This window comes from Lentzea waywayandensis (genome assembly GCF_900115955.1).
In the GTDB taxonomy this organism is placed as follows: domain Bacteria; phylum Actinomycetota; class Actinomycetes; order Mycobacteriales; family Pseudonocardiaceae; genus Lentzea; species Lentzea waywayandensis.
Genome location: NZ_FOYL01000002.1, coordinates 1,034,939 through 1,054,843, shown reverse-complemented (window position 1 = coordinate 1,054,843; position 19,905 = coordinate 1,034,939). Strand labels below are relative to the sequence as shown.

The following is a 19,905-nucleotide window of genomic DNA, read 5'->3' as shown; positions in this document are numbered from 1 at the left end:
TCCGCTTGGCAGGGGGATTCAGGGAAAGGGAAATCCGACGTGATGTGAGCGCTGCCATGATCTAGCCGCGAACTGGGGCCGTCAACGGCCCGGCGAATGTTCGCGGTCGATTCGACGAATGCGTTCGACGGTCTGACAGGGGCCGTCCGGCCGGACAAACCCGAGGTCAGCCGGATGTCCGCAGTGGACAGGCTCCGCCGGTGGGCCACTCGGCGGTGTCTCGGGGTGATCGGCTGGCTAGGGTCCGAATTCTGGGAGCGCTCCCAGAATTCCCCGAGATCAACCGAACATTTCCCTGGAGGTCGTCGTGACCTTGCGATTTCTCCGAGCGGTGGTGACCGGGCTGCTGCTGGCGGCCTGTGTCGTCATCGCTCCCACCGCGGTGAACGCCGCCGCACCCGCGCGCGTGATGGCGCTCGGTGACTCCATCACCGGCTCCCCGGGGTGCTGGCGGGCGCTGCTGTGGAAACACCTGCAGGACACCGGGTACACCGACGTCGACTTCGTCGGTTCGCTGCCGGCGCCGGGCTGCGGGTTCACCTACGACGGTGAGAACGAAGGCCACGGCGGGTTCCTCGCCACGAACATCGTGCGGGACAACCAGCTACCAGGCTGGCTCTCCACGGCGCGGCCGGATGTCGTGCTCATGCACCTCGGCACCAACGACGTCTGGAGCAACATCCCCGCGAGCACGATCCTCAACGCCTACACCGCGTTGCTCGGCCAGATGCGGGCGAGCAACCCCGCGATCAAGCTCATCGTCGCGCAGATCATCCCGATGAACCCGTCGAACTGCTCCGCGTGCGGGCAGCGGGTGGCCGACCTGAACGCCGCGATTCCGGGCTGGGCCCAGGCGAACAGCACGACGGCGTCACCGATCACGGTGGTGGACCAGTGGACCGGGTTCAGCACCGCCGCCGACACCACCGACGGCGTCCACCCCAACACCACCACCGGCATCCAGAAGATCGAGAGCCGCTGGTACCCGGCGCTGGTGGCGGCCCTGCGGCCACAACCGGCGGCGATCGGCCTGCACGTCGAGGGCACGCGGGTCGTCGAGGGCAACGGCGCCACGTTCGTCATGCGCGGCGTGAACCACGCGCACGTCTGGTACCAGAGCCAGACCAGGGCGTTCGCGGACATGAAGTCCTTCGGCACCAACACGGTGCGGGTCGTGCTGGGCAGCGGGCAGCGGTGGGGACCTACTCCGGCGGCGGAGGTCTCGAGCGTCATCTCGCTGTGCAAGCAGAACAAGCTGATCTGCGTGCTGGAGGTGCACGACACCACCGGGTTCGGCGAGCAGAGCGGCGCCGCGAGCCTGGACCAGGCGGCGACCTACTGGATCGGCGTGGCCGACGCTTTGAAGGGGCAGGAGAACTACGTCGTCGTCAACCTGGGCAACGAGCCGTTCGGCAACAACGCCTCGGTGAGCGCGACGTGGGCCAGCGCCACGAGCAGCGCGATCAGCAGGCTGCGCGGTGCGGGGTTGCAGCACCTGATCATGGCCGACGCGCCGATGTGGGGCCAGGACTGGGGGAACATCATGCGCGACAACGCGGCGTCGGTGTTCAACGCCGATCCGTTGCGCAACACCGTGTTCTCCATCCACATGTACGGCGTCTACGACACCGCGGCCGAGATCAACGCCTACTTCGACGCGTTCCGGACCGCCGGCCTGCCACTGGTGGTGGGGGAGTTCGGGCACAACCACAGCGACGGTGACCCGGACGAGGCCACGATCATGGCGCAGGCGCAGTCGCGCGGCCTCGGTTACCTGGGCTGGTCGTGGAGCGGCAACAGCAGCGACGTCGGTTACCTCGACATGACCAACTCCTTCAACCCGGCGAGCCTCACCTCCTGGGGCGAACGGTTCCTCAACGGCGCCAACGGCGTCCGGCAGACGTCGAAGGAGGCGACGATCTACGGCGGTGGCAATCCCGGCGACACCCAGCCGCCGTCCACGCCGGGCACTCCGGCGGCTTCGGCGGTCACGTCCACCGGCCTCACGCTGAACTGGACGGCCTCGACCGACAACGTCGGCGTCACCGGCTACGACGTGCTGCGTGCCGTGGGCAGTGGCTCGTTCGCGGCGGTCGGCTCGACGGCGACCACCACCTACGCGGACTCCGGCCTCACCCCGTCGACCACCTACCGCTACCAGGTGCGGGCGAAGGACGCCGCCGGCAACATGTCGGCGACTTCCGGCATCGTGTCGGCGACGACCGGCGCGGGCGGTGGCACCGGTGCCTGCAAGGTCGGGTACTCCGGCCAGAACTGGGGCGGTGGCAACGGTTTCACCGCCAGCGTCACCATCACCAACACGGGCACCTCGACGGTCGACGGCTGGACGCTGGCCTTCAGCTACGCCAACGGCCAGAAGGTCACACTCCCGGGCTGGGGTGCGACGTTCGCCCAGTCGGGCGCCGCCGTCACCGCGACGAACCTGAGCTGGAACCGCTCGCTGGCGCCGAACGCGTCGGTGGGCATCGGGTTCAACGGCACGTACGGCGGGTCGAACCCCGCGCCGTCCTCGTTCACCCTCAACGGAAGCACCTGCACGACCGGTTGACGTTTAAACGATTCAACCGGTGATGTCCGATTGTGGACAGCCTGCTCCCGCAGTCCTTGACACTCCGTCTCGCCCACCACAGTCTGGCCCTCGACGCAGCGATTGAAACGTTTCATCCAGCGACGAAGGTGGAGACGACGTGCGCAGACGTGAGTTCCTCAGGACATCGGCCGTCGGGCTGTCCGCGACGGCGCTCCCGGTCGGGGTGGCGCACGCCGGGCCCGATGAGAAGGCCGGCGGGTTGCGGGTCGTGCGCACGACCGTCGAGTACGCGGAAACGTTGCTGGGCACCGATGTCACGGCACCGAGGCTCGGCTGGACACTCGCCGCCGGCGGTACCGGTGCTCGGCAGACGGCCTACCAGGTCGAGGTCGGCACCTCTCCTGGACGGTCGGACGTGTGGCAGTCCGGCCGGGTCGCCTCCGACCGCACGGTCGGGGTTCCGTTCGCGGGCAAGGAACTGAAGCCGCGCACGCGTTACCACTGGCGGGTGCGCGTGTGGGACGGCTCCGGCCGGGTGTCGGCGTGGAGCACGACGAACTGGTGGGAGACCGCCCTGCTCGGCACGCCGTGGCAGGCGCGGTGGATCGGCGCCGCCGACACGTCGATCACCTTCGCCGGCGCCTCGTGGATCTGGTCGGCGACGACACCGGCGGAGAGCCGGTGGTTCCGGACGTCGGTCGAACTCCCCGCGGACGCGGTCAGGGCCAGGCTCGTCGCGACCGCGGACGACGACTTCACGTTGTACCTCAATGGCTCTGAGGTCCTGCACGTCCCGGAACAGGTCGACGTCTGGAAGGTCGGGCAACGCGCCGACGTGACCCGCCTGGCCGGTCGGCGGATCGTGCTGGCCGCCCGTGCCACCAACAGGTCGCCGGGTCCGGCCGGACTCCTGCTGCGACTGGTGGTCGATCTTCCCGACGGTCAGCGCGAGATCGTCACCGGTCCTGGCTGGAAGGTCGCGCAGACCGAACAACCCGGCTGGCAGACGCCGGACTTCGACGACTCGGCGTGGACGCCCGCGACCGTGCTCGAACCGTACGGCCAGGGGCCGTGGGGAGCGAACGTCACGGTGAAGGAGCAACCGGCGCCGTTGCTGCGCAGGGAGTTCACGCTGGCCAAGCCGGTCAGGCGCGCCCGGCTGTACGTCAGCGGTCTCGCGTACCACGAGACCGAGATCAACGGCCGCCGCGTCGGCGACCGCGTGCTCGACCCCGGATTCACCGACTACGACAACACCGTTCTGTACGCGACGCACGACGTCACCAACCTGGTCCGCCGTGGCCGCAACGCGATCGGCGTGACGCTGGGCCGCGGCTTCTACGGCATGAAGACACCGAACGTGTGGCGGTGGGAGCGCCCGCCGTGGCACGACGAACCGAAACTGCTGGCACAGCTGGAGATCGACCACCCGGACGGCACGCGCACGACCATCACGTCGGACGAGGAATGGCGCCTGACCGACGGTCCCACGGTCTCGAACTCGCTCTACACCGGCGAGACCTACGACGCCCGCCTAGCCCCGCGCGACTGGACGAAACCGGGCTTCGCCGACGGCACGTGGCAGCGCACGACGATCAGGCCCGCGCCGAAGGGCACGCTGAAGGCCCAGGAGCACGAACCGATCCGCGTGATCGAGTCGGTCACGCCGACTGTGAGCGTGCTCAAACCGGGCGTGTTCGTGGCCGACATGGGCCGCACGATGTCCGGCTGGACGCAGCTCACCGTCACCGCCCCCGCCGGAACCCTGGTGCGGCTCAAGCACGGCGAGACGCTGAACCCCGATGGCAGCGTTCACATGGAGAACGGCCACGTCACCGGCAACCGAATCCAGCTCGACGAGTACATCTGTGCCGGCGGCGCGGAGACGTGGGAACCGAAGTTCTCGTACAAGGGTTTCCGCTACGTCGAGGTGACCGGACTGACGACGGCACCGAAGCTCGTCGGCCGGCTGGTGCACTCGGACGTGCCGCAGGCCAGCACCTTCCGCTGCTCCGAGCCGCTGTTCGAGCAGTACGACGCCGCGATGCGCCGCACCGTCGCCAACAACCTGCACGGCATCCCCACCGACACCCCGACCTACGAGAAGAACGGCTGGACGGGCGACGCGCAGGTCGGCGCGCCGTCGATGCTCGCCGAGTTCGGGATGGCGAAGTTCTTCACCAAGTGGCTGGGCGACCTCGCCGACAGCCAGGACACGGCCGGACAGCTCCCGGTGATCGTCCCGAGCGGAGGCTGGGGCTACCGCGAACTCGCGCCCGCTCCCGAGTGGACGACCGTGTACCCGTTCGTGCTCAGGGAGATGTACCGGATCTACGGCGACGACCGCCTGCCCGCGCAGCACTGGCCGGTGCTCACCCGCTACCTGGACTGGGAGATCGGCAGGCTGCGCGACGGCCTCGCGATCACCGCGCTGGGCGACTTCCTGCCGCCCGGCTCGGGCGGCATCCCGCCCGAGGACACCAGGCTCACCGCCACCGCGTACCTCTACCGGGCGTTGGTGCACACCGCCGAACTCGGTGACGTGATCGGCAAGCCCGTCCCGCGCTACCGCGAGGTGGCCGCGAACCTGTTGTCGGCGTTCAACGCCGCGTTCCTGGACGGCTACTACCGCACCGCCAAGGACACCGACTACCGGCAGACGTCGAACGCGATCCCGCTCGCGTTCGGCATGGTGCCCGCCGGCTCCGTCCAGACCGTCGCGGACAAGCTGGCCGCCGAGGTCCGCGCGAACGGCAACCACGTCAACGTCGGCTGCCTAGGCGCCAGCGTGCTGCTCCAGGCGTTGGGCGACAACGGTCACGCCGACGTCGCGCACGCCATGGCCACCGAGCGTTCGTACCCGAGCTGGGGCCACTGGTTCTCGAACGGCGCCGACACCATGTGGGAGATGTGGGACACCGGCACCCGTTCCCGCAACCACTACTTCAAGGGCACCGTCGCACAGTGGCTGTACGAGCACGTCGCCGGTCTGCGGCCGGGCGACGCCGGCTACCGGACGTTCACGGTCCGGCCTTCCGTGACAGCCCTGTCCTGGGCGCGGATGGAGTTCGAGAGCGTGCGCGGACGCATCAGCGTGGCGTGGGCCAAGGTCGACGGCGTGCTGCGGCTGACCGTCGAGGTGCCGGTCGGATCAACCGCCGAGGTGCACGTGCCGCATTCCAGCGGTGTCGCGGTGGTGAAGGTGCCGCACGGGCGGTGGAAGTTCACCGGGGGAGGTAGCGCCGCAGCGGCGGCGACCGCCGAACCGGCTTCCTGAGATCGGGCAGCGGTCGTGGACGCTGTCACGGCCTGCCTTGCATCCCGTTCGTGCGCGACAGTCGGCCCGTCCTCCGCGTTCCGCTGGGCGGGCTCGACTGAGTCCTTTGTGTACGTTGGCTCGTCGTGACCGGCTCAGGTGGTCGCCGTCGCCCAAGTTCGCTGGTTCGCACCACGAGGTGCCGGCAGGTCGCTCGTGGGCGCGTCGGTCACGATCAGGTCGAAGCGTTCACACCGCATGGCGTAGCTCGCCGGCGCGGACAGGGGTGCTCGCACCCAGAACTCCTGGGTCTCGCCTGCGCGCAGCGGTTCCCGGAAACGCAGCCCGCACTCTCCTTTCAGCGCTCCTTTCAGCACGGTCACGTCGGTGGTGCAGGGAAGAGTGAACTCGTCCACGCCGTCGCGCAGGGCCACGACCGTCCAGTGTTCGACGCGGGTCGGTGGCGACTCGTTCAGCCGGAGTTCCACGCGGATGCGCGCGATGTACCACTCTTCCCGTGGCCGCCGGCGTGGCCGGAGCGCTGCCTCGGCCAGGCGCGCGAATCCGTCGTCGAGTCTGCGTCGGACGGTGCGCGCGTCCCTGTGTGAGCGGTCGGCGAGCCAGTCCAGCCGATGAGAGAGAAACAGGTGTTGTGCTTGCGGGTTCAAGCCGAGCGCGGTGGTGACGACCAGTCGCAGGTCTTCCGGCAGCACGTGGACGAGGCCGTCGACCCACGTCCGGAGTTTCTCCCTGCTCATTTCCGCGCCGTCGTGCTCTTCCACCGCGGTTGCGGTGCGCAAGAACGGACCGATGTGTCGCTCGAGACCAGGCGCCTGCACGCCACGACCGCGGCATAACGATTTCAGCTCGCACACGAGCTGATGCGTCGAGACGGTCATGCTTCCCTCCGACCAGATCGTCCCCAATAGACTCGGTTTTCTGAGCGCTATGTCGACGATGGCATCGGGTGCGTTACCGGCTTTGCGAGAACGTTGTTTTCCAGGTGGCAAAGAATGTCAACTTCGGGAAACTTGCAAAAAACACGACAAAATCAGGACTCGCGCTTTCTGGCGACTTGCTGCTCGAACCAGTCGAACGCGTGCATCGCCGCGCTCGGGAGGATGGTCGCCAGGAGTTCGGCCGTGAACGCCTGGCCGTAGAGGTCGTTGCGGCGTCCCATCTCCTCCACCGCGTCGCGTCGCACCGATCGGAACGTCCGCCTGGCCTCCGCGCGGTCGCCTCGCCAGAAGTGCATGATCCCGAGCTCGTAACGCGTTCTCAGCGTTTCCGGGTGGCCGGCGCCGAGCACGCGCTCCTGGCCGTTCAGAGCTCGGGTGTAGTGGTCGAACGCCTGGTCACGATCTCTGTTCTGGGCGTGTGCCTGGCCGAGGAGGAACACGGTGCGCAGGTGGAGCCGGTGGTCGGAGCCGAGGTGTTCGGCCACGATGCCGGCCAGGTCCGCGTACTCGGCCAAGACCAGGTGAGGGGCACCCTGCCCGACCATGACCCGCAGGTGTGCCACGGTCGCGGCCAGAGTCCTCGGGTTGCCGGCGCCGAACTCGCGGCGGGCGGCCGCCACCTGTTCGCGCAACGCCACCTCAGCTCTCACCCAGTCCTCCTTGGCCGGGAACTTCTCCAGGATGAAGACCTCCAGCTGCGCCTCGTGCAGCAGCGCCGCGGCCTCCAGCGCGTGGATGTGGCCGGGAAGTCCTTGGCGCTGGTAGTGATCGACGATCTCCTTGGCCTTGATGCGCGCGCCGATGCGGTCCTCCGTCGCCATTCCGATGGCGACCAGCTCGAGCTGAAGGGGTATCAACTCCTCGGTGAACTGTCCGCCCATCTCGGCCACCAGCGTGTTCGCCAGGCTGGTCGCTTCGGTGAAGTAACCGAGCGCGCGGCGGTTGCGAACGTGCGCGGTGCGGACCGTGATCTGCTCCTGCGGTGGTGCGCTCTTCAGCGCGTCGCCCGTGACCAGTCGTTGCCAGATCGGTTCGGCTTCGCGGTGCCGGGTCCTGGCGTCCAGCACATCGGCTCGGACGTGGTCTGCCCGCATGGTCGTCACGTCGTCCTGCGCGAGTTCGGCGAGCTTGCCGGCGTGTTCCAGTGCCTTGTCGTAGTCGCCGGCGGCGAACCTGTTCCGGGCCGCCGCGTGCAGGTGGCCGAGCTGGTCGGGCTGCCAGCCGAACAGCTCCTCGTGGCGCGGTGCCGCGAGGCCGGGCTCACCACGCGCGTCGTGATGGGCGGCTACCAGCTCGTTGAGCGAGATCGACAGGTCGGGTGACGACGTGGTCCGGGAGAGCAACGCGCGTGCGTGCGGTGCCAGCTCGGCTGTGCCGGTCTCGGCCAGTGCGAGCAGCTGACGCGCTGCGACCACGGCGACCGCGCCCTGCTCGTCCTGTCCGGCGCTCTGCGTCATTGCCTCGCGCACCAGTTGGTGCACCTGCCACGACGTGTCTTCCTGAGCGACGAGCCGGTCCTGGTCCAGCTTGGTCAGCACCGCGGCCGTGTGGGGGAGCGCCGACGGTTCCAGCGCCCCGATGACCTTGCTGATCAATGCCGCCGGCAACGGTTCGGGTGCGCACACCGCGGACAGCACGAGCACGATGCGTTCAGGGCCGTCACGGTGTTCGATCGCGTCGCGGGTCATCGCCAGGGCCCGGTCGAGCACCCCGGCGTCGGAGGTGAGGTGGTCGACCCGTTTGCGCAGGTGCCAGAGCCCCTCTCGCCCGCGGGCTCCCGCCGCGGCGAACCGGATCGCATAGGGGTGCCCGCCCAGACGTTTCACCACCGTGTCCACGGCGTCGACCTCGTCGCCCACCGGCGGGTGGCGCTGCTGCTGTGAGAAGAGCTCGCGGCCGTCGTCCGCGGAGAGACCGTCGAGTCGCACGGGTGCGGCGATGCTGTGGGAGAGCTCCTGCTGCCCGATGAGCAAGGTGTGCACGCCACCGACGTCCGGGACCAGCTCGGCGAGAACGTCGTCCGGCGTGCCCGCCGGTACCGCGTCCACCACCCACAGCTTGGGACCCGGCCGGTCCTGCAGATGCCGAGTCCACCAGCCGAGCAGCTGACGGCGGGTCAGACCGCCCGGCAGGCGGTCGACCTGTTCGGCGAGCTCACGCAGGCGCGCTGTGTGCACCGCACGCGCCCGGTCCGCGTGACGAGTCGCGCCGGTCAGGTCGGTCCAGTAGATGCCACCGGGGTAGATGAACCCGTAGTCGTGCACGTACACCTTGGCGAGCGAGGTCTTGCCCATGCCGGTCATGCCGGTGAGCGAGGCCACCTGCGGTGCCGTCACCGGGTTCATCAGCGGGTGGTCGCCGCGGTGCAGGGCCGAGTGCAGCGCCCACCGGTCGCGGTACCTGCCGACGAAGTCCACCGTCGGCTCGAACTTCCGGTGATGCGTCAGGGGTGGCGGGCCGAAGTCCATGCCGGGGAACGGGCCGTCCAGCGCCTCCGCCTTCTGCCGGACCAGCGCTACCAGGGTGGCGAGATCGCGCTTCGACTGCCAGGTCCGCACGTACCGGTTGGTGCTCAGCTCCAGCGGTAGCAGGTGGCCGGTGTTCGGGTCCTCCGGGTTGACCACCAGGATCCGCTGCTCGACCTCACCCGCGCGCAACGCCGTGAGGTAGGCGTACCGCAGCTCGAACTCGCACGCCGACCGCTGCGGGAACGAAGCCGAGTAGTACACGAGCATCGTCTTCGACTCGCGTAGCGCCGTCGTGATCTCCGCGGTGACGCCATGGCCGTATCGGATGCCGCGCTCGTCGATGAACGCGCGCAGGCCCTCGTCCTTCAGCGCCTCGTACAGCTCCATGACTCGCGGCCGATCATCGCCGCTGAACGACAGGAACACGTCATAACCGGCTTCCACGCCGTGGACGGTATAGGTCGATGCGTGCTGCTACTCGGCAATGTCCTGCTTCCACCGAGAAACTGTCACTTTTCTGTCCTGGTCGAATCCGTTGGGTGCGGCATCATCGGGCGCCGCAGAATGCGACAGGGAACTGTCCCGGTTCTGTCCACTGCGGCCTGGGGGTGGGCGCCTACGCTCGTCTTTCACCAATTCGTGGGAAAAAGTGAGGTTTCGGCGCATGACGCGACGCTTGGGGAGTCGGTACACGCTGGGCGAGTTCCTCGGTTCCGGCGCGATGGGCCAGGTGTACGAGGGCGTGGACGAGAGCGGCGCGCCTTATGCGTTCAAGCTGCTGCGTTCCGACCTGGTCGACGATCCGGATTTCATCGCCAAGTTCCACCAGGAACGAGCGATACTGACCAGCCTGCGGGGGCAGCACCTCGTCGCTGTTCACGACCTCGTCGTGGAGGGCGACACGGCCGCGATCGTGATGGACCTCGTGCGGGGCGGCAGTCTGCGCAAGTCGCTCAACGCCGCGGGCGGCACGCTGTTGCCGGCCGAGGTCGCGCGCATCGGCGCGGGCATCGCGGACGCCCTGCACAGCGTGCACCTGGCGGGGTTCGTGCACCGCGACGTCAAGCCGGAGAACGTCCTCATGGACTCCTCCACGCCCAGGCTCACGGACTTCGGCATCTCCAAGATGGCGAACGCGTCCAAGGTCGGCCGCAGCACGATGCTCGCGGGCACGCCGTACTACGTGGCGCCCGAGCTGGTCGACGGCAAGGACGTCAGCCCGGCTGCCGATCTCTACTCTCTCGGGATCGTCCTGTACGAACTGTGCTGCGGTGTCACGCCGTTCGTGGGTGACTCGGTGTTCCAGGTGTTGCGCGACCACTGCGAGAAGGCCCCTGGGCGGCCGAACAGCGTTCCGGACGAGCTGTGGGACGTGATCGCGAACCTGCTGCACAAGAACCCGGCCGCCCGGCCGCGGTCCGCGGAGCTCGTCTCGGCGGTGCTGCTGAACCTCTCGTCGCGGCTGCTGAACGCGCCGGTCGGCACTCGTCTCGACCTGCCGCCCGCGGCCATTCCGTTGAATCACGGCAACGACAACGAAACGGTGCTCCGCGTGCCCAAGGCCTCCTCGTCCGCGCCTGCCAAACGCAAAAGCCGAGCGCTCCCCATCCTGGCCGCGGTCATCGTTCTGCTGGGTGGCGCCGGCGGTACCTACGCGTTGATGTCGGCCAAGGAGAACAGTTCCGGCAACGGCGCGGCCGCCGCCACTCCGACCGGTGGGAACAACAACACGACCACGACGACCACGGAGTCGACCACCACGACCTCCAGCGAGGTCCGGATCACCACGATGCCGGATCTGATCGGCAAGAACGTCAGCACGGCGAAGGACGCGTTGCCCAGGTCGATGAAGGTGGAGATCGTCGACCAGGTCGACGAGAAAGCTGCTGCGGACACGGTGCTCAGCCAGGAACCCGCTGCCGGGCAACCGATCGGTGAAGGCGCGAAGCTCGTCGTCGCCCGCGCGGGAGTGGTCGTCTACCTCGACTCGCAGGAACCGTCATCCGGTAGTTGGGGCACTTCGAGAAGCGCGTTCGTCGTCGGTATGGGCGCCAAGCAGTACGTGCACTCGCTGGGTACGTCGTTCTACTCCTACTGCGCGGAGCGGACTTACTACGCCGAGTACAACCTCTCGAAGGGGTACCGGCGGCTCGTTGCCTCGGCGGGTATCAGTGACGACTCAGCCCGTACGGCGTTGAAGGTCCAGCTCGAAGTGCTGGCGGACGGCAGGCAGATCTCCAACACGGCAGTGGGGTTCGGTTCGACCGTCCCACTGGACCTGGATCTCACCGGGGTGCTGAGGCTGAGGTTCCAGTACCAGGTGACGAGTGGCAACGGGACCTGCGACGGAACGTTCGCCCTCGGTGAGGCGAAGCTGCTCGGCCTGGCCAGGGAGATTCCCACTTCGGGTCTGCCGCCGGTCTCCACCGCGTCGACGACGACCACGACGACGTCCCGGTGACAGCCGAGTTGGAGGTGTCGTCGGGCGGTCGGTCGTGGACGTTCCCGCCGGGAGCTTCGGTTCTCGTGGGACGCGGTGCGGCGAGCGATGTGGTGGTCGAGGACCCGGCGGTGTCGCGCCACCACCTGCGGGTCGAGTACGACAACGGGTGGGTACTGCGTGACCACGGCAGCGCGGGCGGCACCTGGGTGGACGGTCGGCAGGTGCGTGAACAGCGCATCGCCGGTGAGCTCGTGGTGCGGCTGTCAGGTGAGGTGGAGGTGGTGTTCCGCTGCGGTACCGCCACACCACCGAGCGGCGTGATCAGCATCGGCCGGGCGGCCGGCAACGACCTGGTGCTCGCTGATCCGATGGTGTCACGGCGGCACGCGACCGCGCGGTACACCGGCGACGGCTGGCGGGTCTCCGATCTGGGCAGCGCGAACCCGGTGCTGCACAACGGCGAACCCATCGCGGCCGATGCTCTGGTGTCCTCTGGTGACCTGCTCACCTTCGGTTCTACGGACGTGATCGTCACACCGGTCGGACTGACGTCGTTGCCGGGTGCCAAGCAGCACCTGGTCGTCGACGACGTGGGGTTCACGTTGCCGAGCGGCCAGCCGTTGCTCTCCGGAGTATCGCTGGACGTGCGGCCGGGCGAGCTCGTCGCGGTGGTGGGCCCGTCCGGCGCGGGCAAGTCGACGCTGTTGAAGGTGCTGACCGGCACGCTCGTGCCGACGCACGGTCATGTCAGCTACGACGGACTCGACGTGCACGAACACCCTGCTGTCCGTGAGCGCATCGGCGTCGTGCCGCAGAAGGACGTGATGCACGTCCGGCTCAGCGCACGCCGTGTACTCGCCTATGCCGCGAAGCTGAGGTTGCCTGCCGACACCATGCGACGTGAACGCAACGACGTCGTTGCCGCGGCATTGGCACAGGTGGATCTCACCGCACAAGCACGGACCACGGTGCGCCGGCTGTCCGGAGGACAGCAGAAACGCGTGTCGATCGCGATGGAGCTGCTCACATCGCCACCGCTGCTGTTGCTCGATGAACCGACCTCCGGCCTCGATCCGTGGCTGGACAAGCAGATCATGACCTCCTTGCGCACTGTTGCGGACACCGGACGGTCGGTCGTGGTCGTGACCCACAACCCCGACAATCTCGCTCAATGTGACCGGATCCTCGTGCTGGCGCCTGGCGGCGTGCCGTTCTTCCTGGGCGCGCCCGACGACCTGCGCGTCCGGTTCGGAGCGGCCAGTTGGGCCGACATCTTCGAAGCGGCCGCCAGCCGGCCCGTGCCCACCGGGGTCGGCGCTCCCGAACGGCGGGTGGCCGCGAGCGTGCCGCGGTCCGTCGCCACCCCGAGAACGATGTGGCGTCAGCTGGTGACACTGGTGTCCCGGCACACCAGGCTCATCCTGGCGGATCCCGGCTATGCCGCGTTCCTCCTGCTGATCCCGTTGTTGCTCGCCGGGCTCGCGCTGGCCGTGCCGGGTGAGGCAGGACTGGGTCCACCGGGAGCGGCGGATCTCACCGAACCGACGCAGATGCTCGTTCTGTTGTTCGTCGGAGCGGCATTCACCGGCGGCGCCTGCGGAGCAAGGGAGATCGTCGCGGAACGGGCGATCTTCCTGCGTGAACGTGCGGCCGGGCTGAGGCCCCGTGCGTACGGGTTGAGCAAGCTGCTGATGTTCGGCGTCATCGTCGCTGTGCAAGCGGTCCTGCTGGTCGCCGGGACCCTGGCGGTGAAACCAGGACCGGCGGACGCCGTCCTGCTCGGTCATCCGGCGGTCGAACTGATCGTGGCTGTCTGGCTCACCGCCTTCGCCTCGTGCGCGCTGTCGTTGGTCGTGTCGGCGTGGGTGAAGTCCTCGGAGCAGGTCATGCCGTTGCTGGTCGTACTGGTGATGGCACAGCTGGTGTTGTGCGGGGGAATGATCCCGGTCACCGATCGGCCGGTGCTGGAGCAGCTGTCCTGGCTCGCCCCGGCGCGCTGGGGGTACGCCGCCGGGGCATCCACTGTGGACGTTCGGGCGCACGTGCCCGGTCTGCCCGCGGAGCCGTTGTGGCGCCACGAACCGCTGTGGTGGCTACTCTCCGCAGGAGTCCTGCTTGCCATGACGGTTCCGCTCGCGGCGCTCCTCGTGCGCAGGGCGGGCCGGGTCCGAGCCGAGTGACCGCCTTTCGTCCCAGGCGATTCCGTAGGACAGGTTGGGGGTGAGATCGCGGAAGGCCACCTTCACCTCACCCGCGCTGTCGGGCCGGATCGGTCCTCGCGGCGCGGCACTGTCGTTGACCTCGCTCATGCGCAGACCGTCCACCTTCCAGACAGCAGCAGGCGGGCGGTCCGCGGCGAATCTGACATGTAGATCGAAGAACTCGCACGGAAAGCTCGGGGTGCACGCGTAGAACGGCCCCATTCTCCTGGCGCCGGAAAAGCGGAAGCGAACGAAGAACTCGTGTTCGTTCCCCTCGGTGAGCGGCTGCGCCAGTTCCAGGTCGAAAACGACGCGACTCGACGAGTAGTTCGCCCGTGCCTGCAATGTTCCGCCGGTCAGCACCACTATTTCCGGATCATCGATCGGAGTGGTGCTGTCCCAGTTCTCGGGAACTGGGACCGAAACCTCGAGGCGCACTTCCCGTACTTCACTCGCTGACGTCGTGATCCGGCGCATTTCGTACACCTCGGTCACGTCGCGATCGAGCACCACCCAGGTGCGCAATGCCCTTGTTCGCCACGGCGCCGGCTCCGGCCTGTCCTCCGGAGTTGCTTTCGAGAGTTCCGCGATCGCGAGCTGTGCCAGGAGCTGGATCCCTTCGTCGATCCGCCTGCTGGCCGTTCGCCGATCGCGGTGGATCTGCCGGGCCACGAGAGCGACGCGGTCGCCGTACAGACGGGTGCGGCTGTCCTCGGCCAGCCCGAGAGCCGTCGCCACGGCGGCGGCGAAGTCCGGGTGCAAGCGTGCCGCCAGTTCGGTCAGCTTGAGGGACAGAACCGTTCTGGCCTGCGCAGGACCCGTGTCCGGCGCAAGCGAGAACGTTGTCCGCAGCGCCGGTCCGATGCGGGGCAGGATGTCGGGCGTGTCCAGTCCTCGCCCCTTGCGCAGTGCCTTGAGCTCGGCGACGAGGTCACCGATGTCGACCCGCATCTCTGCCTCCCACGAGCAACGCGAGGCACGAGAGTCTAGTCAGCGCCTGTTTCCAGGTTTCCCGTTGGTTCGGGTCACAGGAAACCACTTCTGTCCGATCGGTCCGCGGGTGAAGCTTCTGGTGTCGGCAAAAAGCTGACGAAGAAGAGGAAGAAAGCGTCGGCGGGCGTAGCGGCGGAGGTATGAGATGAGCCTTTTCGTGTCGGTCTCCGTGCTGTGCAGAATCGTCGCACTGGCCTTCGTCGTGGGACTTTTCCTGGGCGCCTGGTTCGGCGACTGGACAGGTTCCGCCCCGCCTCCGCAGCCTTCCTCGGCCACCCAGGAGGTAACACAGCCATGCACACCCACTTCGTCATCGTCGTTGACTTCGTCCAGCTCCTGCTCGCCCTGATCTGAGTGTGGCAGTGATGTTCCGGCCGCCGGGTGAAGCTTCCGGCCGGAACGTCGACAAGCATTCTTTTCAGCTGCCGGGTGAGGCATCATCAATCCATGGCAGCAGCGGAGTTGTCCCTTTTCGGCGGTGAGCTGCGACGGTTGCGCCTGCTGGCAGGGCTGTCCCAGTCCCGGTTCGCCGTTCTGATCCACTACAGCAAGGGTTATCTCAGCAAGGTCGAGACAGGCAGTGCCGAGGTCAACCGCGAGTTCGCGAAGGCCTGCGACGACGCGCTCGAAGCCAACGGCGCGCTGCTGGAGCTGGCCGGTGACCGCCCGCGCAAGCGATCGGTGGGTCAGCTGGCAGCCACGATGAGCGGGCTACCACCGTCCACACCGCATTTTGTCGGCCGTTCCGCGGAACTGGCGCGGATCACCGCGTTCCTGTCCGCCGAGCAGGGAGCTGTCGCCTGCGCGCTGACCGGACTCGCGGGCGCGGGCAAGACCGCTCTCGCGTTGCGGGCGGCTTGGGCCGTGGCGGACTCGTTCCCGGACGGGTGTGCCTACCTCGACCTCGCCGGACACGCCCCCGAGGCGCAGGCAATGAGCGCACGGGACGCGTTCCACCCACTTCTACGCATGCTCGGCGTCCCAGCCGAGCAGATCCCGTCCCATCCGGACGCCAGAGCCAACCTTTATCGCAGTGTGCTGCGCGGCAAGCGATGCCTGTTCGTACTCGACAACGTCGGCAGTGCGCGCCAGGTCGCGCCGCTGCTGCCTTCCGAACCGAGGTGTCGAGTGATCATCACGAGTCGCAACCGGCTGAACGCGTTGGATGACGCGGTGCACGTCACGGTGGACGTGCTGCCTGCGGAAACAGCGGTGTCGTTGTTTCGCGCCATTGCGCGGGAGCGTGCGGAGTCCGCCCCGGACGAGGTCGTCGCCCGAGTCGTCGACCGCTGTGGTCGTCTGCCGCTCGCGGTGCGCATCGCCGCGGCGCGGTTCCACGGCAGTCCGATGTGGACGCTGGAGGAGTTCGACGAGCGCCTCGTCGGCGAGGCGTCCAGGCTGAGTGCGTTGAACGACGGTGAGCGCAGCGTCGCCGCGGCGTTCAGTCTGTCGTGCCAGGCGTTGACCGCTGCCCAGCTGCGGCTGTTCGCACTGCTCGCACTCCATCCAGGCCGTGACGTGGAGGTGCGCAGCGCGGCGGCACTCGCCGACCTGGGTCTCGTGGAGACGCAACGGTTGCTGGACGACCTCGGCGACGTGCACCTCGTTTCCCCGCTCGGCACGAACCACGTCACCGTGCACGACCTCGTGCGCGCGTTCGCCGGCGATCGCCTTCTTCCGGGTATCGGGCCGGCCGAGCAGGCGGCCGCGTTGCGGCGGTTGCTGGACCACAGCCTTGTGCTGACCGAGTCCAGCGACGAGTTCCTCGCACCGCACCGGCATCGCCTGGCGCTGTCGGTCGGAACGCTCCCGGAGGTCTCGGTGAAGTTCACCGAGCGCGCGACCGCCACCGCGTGGATCGACGCCGAGTGGCCGAACCTGGTGGCCCTCTGCCGCACCGCGGCGGCACGTGGACTCCACGACCAGTGCTGGCAACTGGCGTTCCTGCTCAGGGACTTCTTCTTCCTGACGAAGCTGTGGGACGTGTGGATCGACCTGCACCTCCTCGCCGCTGACGCCGCTCGTGTCGCCGGGGACGGGAAGGCGCTCGCGATCACGTTGAACAACCTGGGCATGGCCCATGCCGACCGGGGCGAGCTCGCGGTCGCGATCGGCTACTACGAGGAGGCGCTGGAGCAGTTCCGCGAACTGGAGGACCCGCGCGGGGTGACCGACGCGCTGTCCAACATCGCGTGGGCCGCGCTCTATCAGGGCGATCCGGGCAGGACGATGCGCGACCTGAGTGAGGCACGCGCTTCCTATCTGCGAATGAACTCCCCACGTAACGCGGCGATCGCGTTTCGCGGCATGGCGCTGGCCGAAGTGGAGCTCGGCTCGTGCGATGACGCCGTGCGGCACGCGGAGGAGTCCGAAGCCGAGTTCGCGGCGCTCGGCCTGGAGCTGGACGTCGTGATGTCCGCCAACTGCACGGCGTGGGCCCACTTCCGAGCCGGTCGGCTCGACGACGCGGCGGAACAGTACGCACGCGCGGTTGAACTGGCCAGGAACTGTGGAAGCCAGTACGAGATGGCTCGCGCGACGACCGGCCTGGGCAACGTCGATGCGGCGAAAGGACACCTGGGGGCGGCGGCAACGCACTGGGCGGCGGCCGACCAGCTGCACGGTGGCCTGAACGATGTCATGGTCGGTGAGACGCGCGCCCGAAAAGCCCTGGCGTGACACGGTTTACCCAAAAGCTGGGCAGTTTCGTGACAACGTGCGGCAGGTCGTTAACGGCGCAGCACGCCGTCCGATGACGAGCGGGGAGGCAATGAAGAACCCGACCGCCCGGAGGCCGCAGTGGACGAATCCCAAGCACAGCAACCACAGCAGGAGAAACAGAAGCGAAGGCGCCGCTCGGTCGCCTGGGTGTACTACGCGATCCTCGCCGCCGTCGGCCTGTACGTGGGCTTCGACGTCAACGCGAGCCTGCTGATCCCCGGCGCCCTGTGCGCGTTGTACGCGGTCTACATCTTCCGCGGTGGCCGGTTCGTGGTGTGGATCTGGTGACCGCCATGAGAGGAGTGTCGCTGATGATCGTGGTCGCCGTGGCTCTAGCGGGCTGCTCGTTCGGGCCGACCACGAAGGACGAGGTGTGCGAGAGCTACCAGGAACTCGGGCACAGTGTGAGCAACGCCAACGGTATCTTTGACAACGCGATCTTCAGCGATGCCGGCACGTTGTCCAGTGTGGCCGGTCGCTACGAGGGCGGTAGCCGGCTCGAGTCGGACGCGGAGGCACTCGACGCGATCGCCGACTCGAAGAGCACCAGTGTTCTGGCGCTGATGAACGCGACGCAACAGATCGCACAGCTTTGCGGTCAGCAGTTGGGCCGTGGATCCTCGTTACCTGGCTAGTGGCGCGAAGATGGGCGACGGCTGCACCAGCCGTCGCCCATCTCCGTGTCGGCGTTCGGATCAGCAGTGACCCACCGAGGTCTGGTTCTCGACCAGCGAGGAGCGGGTCCATCCGGTTCCGGCCGGAGAGGCGATCCGGAACCAGCGCGGCGAGGCGTAGCCGGACTGGGGCGGGTAGACCCGCGGCGCGATGCCTTCGGTGCGGGAGGACGGGGTTGGCCGGCAACGCGCCAAGCGCGTCGAGCAGGCCGTGGTCGGCCGCCCAGCTGTTGACCGTCGAGGTGCCGGTGGGATCACCGCCGAGGTGCACCGCGCAAGGCTTCTCGGTCCGCTCCATGCCCCATGGACGTTCAACGGAACAGCTTGAGCGGAACGGCCTCGGCGAGCATGCGGTAGCCCGTGGGATTGAGGTGCAGGTGGTCGCCGACGTCCGCGACGGAAAGCAGCTGCCGCGGGATGGCAGGGTCGCGGACGGCGGCGTCTAGGTCGATGACGGCGTCGAAGCGGCGGCTGGTGCGGATCCAGCGGTTCACCGTCTGCCTCGCCGCCTCGTGGAAGCCGCCGGGGTCGTCGTAGCTGTGGCCACCGAAGGGAAGGAGCGTCGCGCCGTACACCTTGATGTCACGCGCGTGGGCGCGGTCGACGATCTGTTGGTAGGCCGCGATCAGATCATCGGCCACCTGTTTCTGGGCGGCTTCGGTCGCGGCGGCCGTGCCGATGTCGTTGACGCCCTCGAACAGGATCAGCCACCGGACCCCGCTCTGCGCCAGCAGGTCGCGGTCCAGCCGGGCCAGGACGCTGGGGCCGAGGCCGTCAGCGAGCACCCGGTTGCCGCCCGCGGCCTGGTTCAGCACCGCGACGCCGCCGCGCAGCCGGTCGGCGAGCCGGTCCGGCCAGCGGTCGTTGCCGTTGGTGGTGGAGCCTCGGCCGTCGGTCAGCGAGTCACCGATCACCACGACAGCAGGCGCGGTCGACAGCACCTCGATGCCGCTGAGGAAGTACCAGTGGTCGGTGGGCGTCGAGCCCGGCAGGTCCGCCGCCTCGACGTGGTTGCCCGTCAGCAGGTGGGACGTGGTGCGGGAGCCGGGATGCGAGGAGACCTCGTTGGACGCCTGTCCTCGGGCGAGATAGGCGGTCACCGTGAGGATCGTTCCTGGAGTCAGGGCGAAGTCCAGCGGGTCGGACACCACGGGTGCACCTCGGGGAACGTCCACTGAGGACCGTCCGTTGAAGGTGACCCGTTGCGTTGTGCCCGGCTGGATCGCGCTGACACCCGCGCGGCCGTCTTTCGGAAGCGCCACGGTGACCGCGGTGATCGGCAGCACCGCGCCGCCGAACGCGTTGGAGAAGCGCAACCGCATCCGCCGCCCGCCGACCGTGACGCGGACGGTCTGGCGCAGCGTGGCGTCGTTCATCACCAGGCCGTCCTGGGTGAACGGCGGGGGCGGCATGTTGTGCGGCTCGGCCTGCTGGGGCATGGACGTCCAGGTGTTGACCCAGCCGGTTCGTGCCGGGGCCTCGGCCTGGGCGGCTGTCGGGGCCAGCAAGCCGGTGGCGGCCAGACCGAGGAACAAGCGCCTGCGCATCTTCCACGCCCTTTCGGAAAAGGAACCGAAAGATCAACCTAGAAGTGCGCGCAAATAGGCGTCAATTGACAAAGGGCGTCGAATTCATTTTC

Annotated in this window: 11 protein-coding genes and 2 pseudogenes; 9 read left to right on the top strand and 4 right to left on the bottom strand. The window is 68.1% G+C overall.

The genetic code is table 11. The annotated features are described in order from the left end of the window. Positions 1–307 precede the first annotated feature (307 nt). Both BM417_RS09495 and BM417_RS09490 read left to right on the top strand, forming a co-directional pair. Positions 308–2,569 (top strand): cellulase family glycosylhydrolase, encoded by a 2,262-nt coding sequence (locus BM417_RS09495; protein ID WP_093590114.1) that lies wholly within the window; start codon positions 308–310, stop codon positions 2,567–2,569. Positions 2,570–2,708: 139 nt separating this feature from the next. Further along, positions 2,709–5,828 (top strand): family 78 glycoside hydrolase catalytic domain, encoded by a 3,120-nt coding sequence (locus BM417_RS09490; protein ID WP_093590111.1) that lies wholly within the window; start codon positions 2,709–2,711, stop codon positions 5,826–5,828. A 134-nt stretch (positions 5,829–5,962) separates the two neighbouring features. On the opposite strand, the gene BM417_RS09485 is transcribed toward BM417_RS09490, so the two are convergent. Together BM417_RS09485 and BM417_RS09480 are read right to left on the bottom strand one after the other, a co-directional pair. Then, the gene (locus BM417_RS09485; protein WP_177320346.1) at positions 5,963–6,817 is read right to left on the bottom strand and encodes a hypothetical protein; all 855 of its coding nucleotides are present in this window, start codon (positions 6,815–6,817) and stop codon (positions 5,963–5,965) included. 41 nt (positions 6,818–6,858) lie between these two features. After that, positions 6,859–9,678 carry a tetratricopeptide repeat protein gene (locus tag BM417_RS09480; RefSeq protein WP_093590105.1) on the bottom strand — a complete coding sequence of 940 codons (2,820 nt, stop codon included), beginning with the start codon at positions 9,676–9,678 and terminating at the stop codon, positions 6,859–6,861. A 220-nt stretch (positions 9,679–9,898) separates the two neighbouring features. Between BM417_RS09480 and BM417_RS09475 the strand changes: the two genes are divergently transcribed. The 4 genes and pseudogenes from BM417_RS09475 (at position 9,899) to BM417_RS50260 (ending at position 13,857) form a co-directional block, all read left to right on the top strand. Continuing rightward, the gene (locus tag BM417_RS09475) at positions 9,899–11,695 is read left to right on the top strand and encodes a protein kinase domain-containing protein (RefSeq protein ID WP_177320345.1); all 1,797 of its coding nucleotides are present in this window, start codon (positions 9,899–9,901) and stop codon (positions 11,693–11,695) included. Then, positions 11,692–12,198 (top strand): annotated as a pseudogene (locus BM417_RS50270) (FHA domain-containing protein); the annotation flags it as partial. The gene BM417_RS09475 and the pseudogene BM417_RS50270, both read left to right, overlap by 4 nt. Before the next feature lie 114 nt (positions 12,199–12,312). Then, positions 12,313–12,822, top strand: a pseudogene (locus BM417_RS50265) (ATP-binding cassette domain-containing protein); the annotation flags it as partial. A 228-nt stretch (positions 12,823–13,050) separates the two neighbouring features. Then, positions 13,051–13,857 (top strand): ABC transporter permease, encoded by an 807-nt coding sequence (locus tag BM417_RS50260; RefSeq protein WP_407656137.1) that lies wholly within the window; start codon positions 13,051–13,053, stop codon positions 13,855–13,857. Here BM417_RS50260 and BM417_RS09465 read toward each other — a convergent pair. Next, positions 13,771–14,829 (bottom strand): hypothetical protein, encoded by a 1,059-nt coding sequence (locus BM417_RS09465; RefSeq protein ID WP_093590096.1) that lies wholly within the window; start codon positions 14,827–14,829, stop codon positions 13,771–13,773. The two genes, BM417_RS50260 and BM417_RS09465, sit on opposite strands and share 87 nt — an antisense overlap. A gap of 489 nt (positions 14,830–15,318) precedes the next feature. Between BM417_RS09465 and BM417_RS09460 the strand changes: the two genes are divergently transcribed. The 3 genes from BM417_RS09460 (at position 15,319) to BM417_RS09455 (ending at position 18,227) form a co-directional block, all read left to right on the top strand. Beyond that, positions 15,319–17,550, top strand: coding sequence for a tetratricopeptide repeat protein (locus BM417_RS09460; protein WP_093590093.1), 2,232 nt, complete (start codon positions 15,319–15,321; stop codon positions 17,548–17,550). A gap of 120 nt (positions 17,551–17,670) precedes the next feature. Continuing rightward, entirely contained in the window at positions 17,671–17,880 is a 210-nt protein-coding gene (locus BM417_RS46695; protein WP_143138574.1) for a hypothetical protein, read from the top strand. A gap of 23 nt (positions 17,881–17,903) precedes the next feature. Beyond that, positions 17,904–18,227 (top strand): molybdenum ABC transporter substrate-binding protein, encoded by a 324-nt coding sequence (locus BM417_RS09455; protein ID WP_143138573.1) that lies wholly within the window; start codon positions 17,904–17,906, stop codon positions 18,225–18,227. Between the two features lie 350 nt (positions 18,228–18,577). Here BM417_RS09455 and BM417_RS09450 read toward each other — a convergent pair whose 3' ends face one another. Continuing rightward, positions 18,578–19,813, bottom strand: a complete 1,236-nt coding sequence (locus BM417_RS09450; RefSeq protein ID WP_093590087.1) for an SGNH/GDSL hydrolase family protein — start codon at positions 19,811–19,813, stop codon at positions 18,578–18,580. Positions 19,814–19,905 lie beyond the last annotated feature (92 nt).

Excerpts from the sequence above, each read along its gene's own strand:
- BM417_RS09455 (WP_143138573.1), top strand. The coding sequence starts at position 17,904 with ATGATCGTGGTCGCCGTGGCTCTAGCGGGCTGCTCGTTCGGGCCGACC.
- BM417_RS09450 (WP_093590087.1), bottom strand. The coding sequence starts at position 19,813 with ATGCGCAGGCGCTTGTTCCTCGGTCTGGCCGCCACCGGCTTGCTGGCC.
- BM417_RS09460 (WP_093590093.1), top strand. The coding sequence starts at position 15,319 with ATGGCAGCAGCGGAGTTGTCCCTTTTCGGCGGTGAGCTGCGACGGTTG.
- BM417_RS09465 (WP_093590096.1), bottom strand. The coding sequence starts at position 14,829 with ATGCGGGTCGACATCGGTGACCTCGTCGCCGAGCTCAAGGCACTGCGC.
- BM417_RS09475 (WP_177320345.1), top strand. The coding sequence starts at position 9,899 with ATGACGCGACGCTTGGGGAGTCGGTACACGCTGGGCGAGTTCCTCGGT.
- BM417_RS50260 (WP_407656137.1), top strand. The coding sequence starts at position 13,051 with ATGTGGCGTCAGCTGGTGACACTGGTGTCCCGGCACACCAGGCTCATC.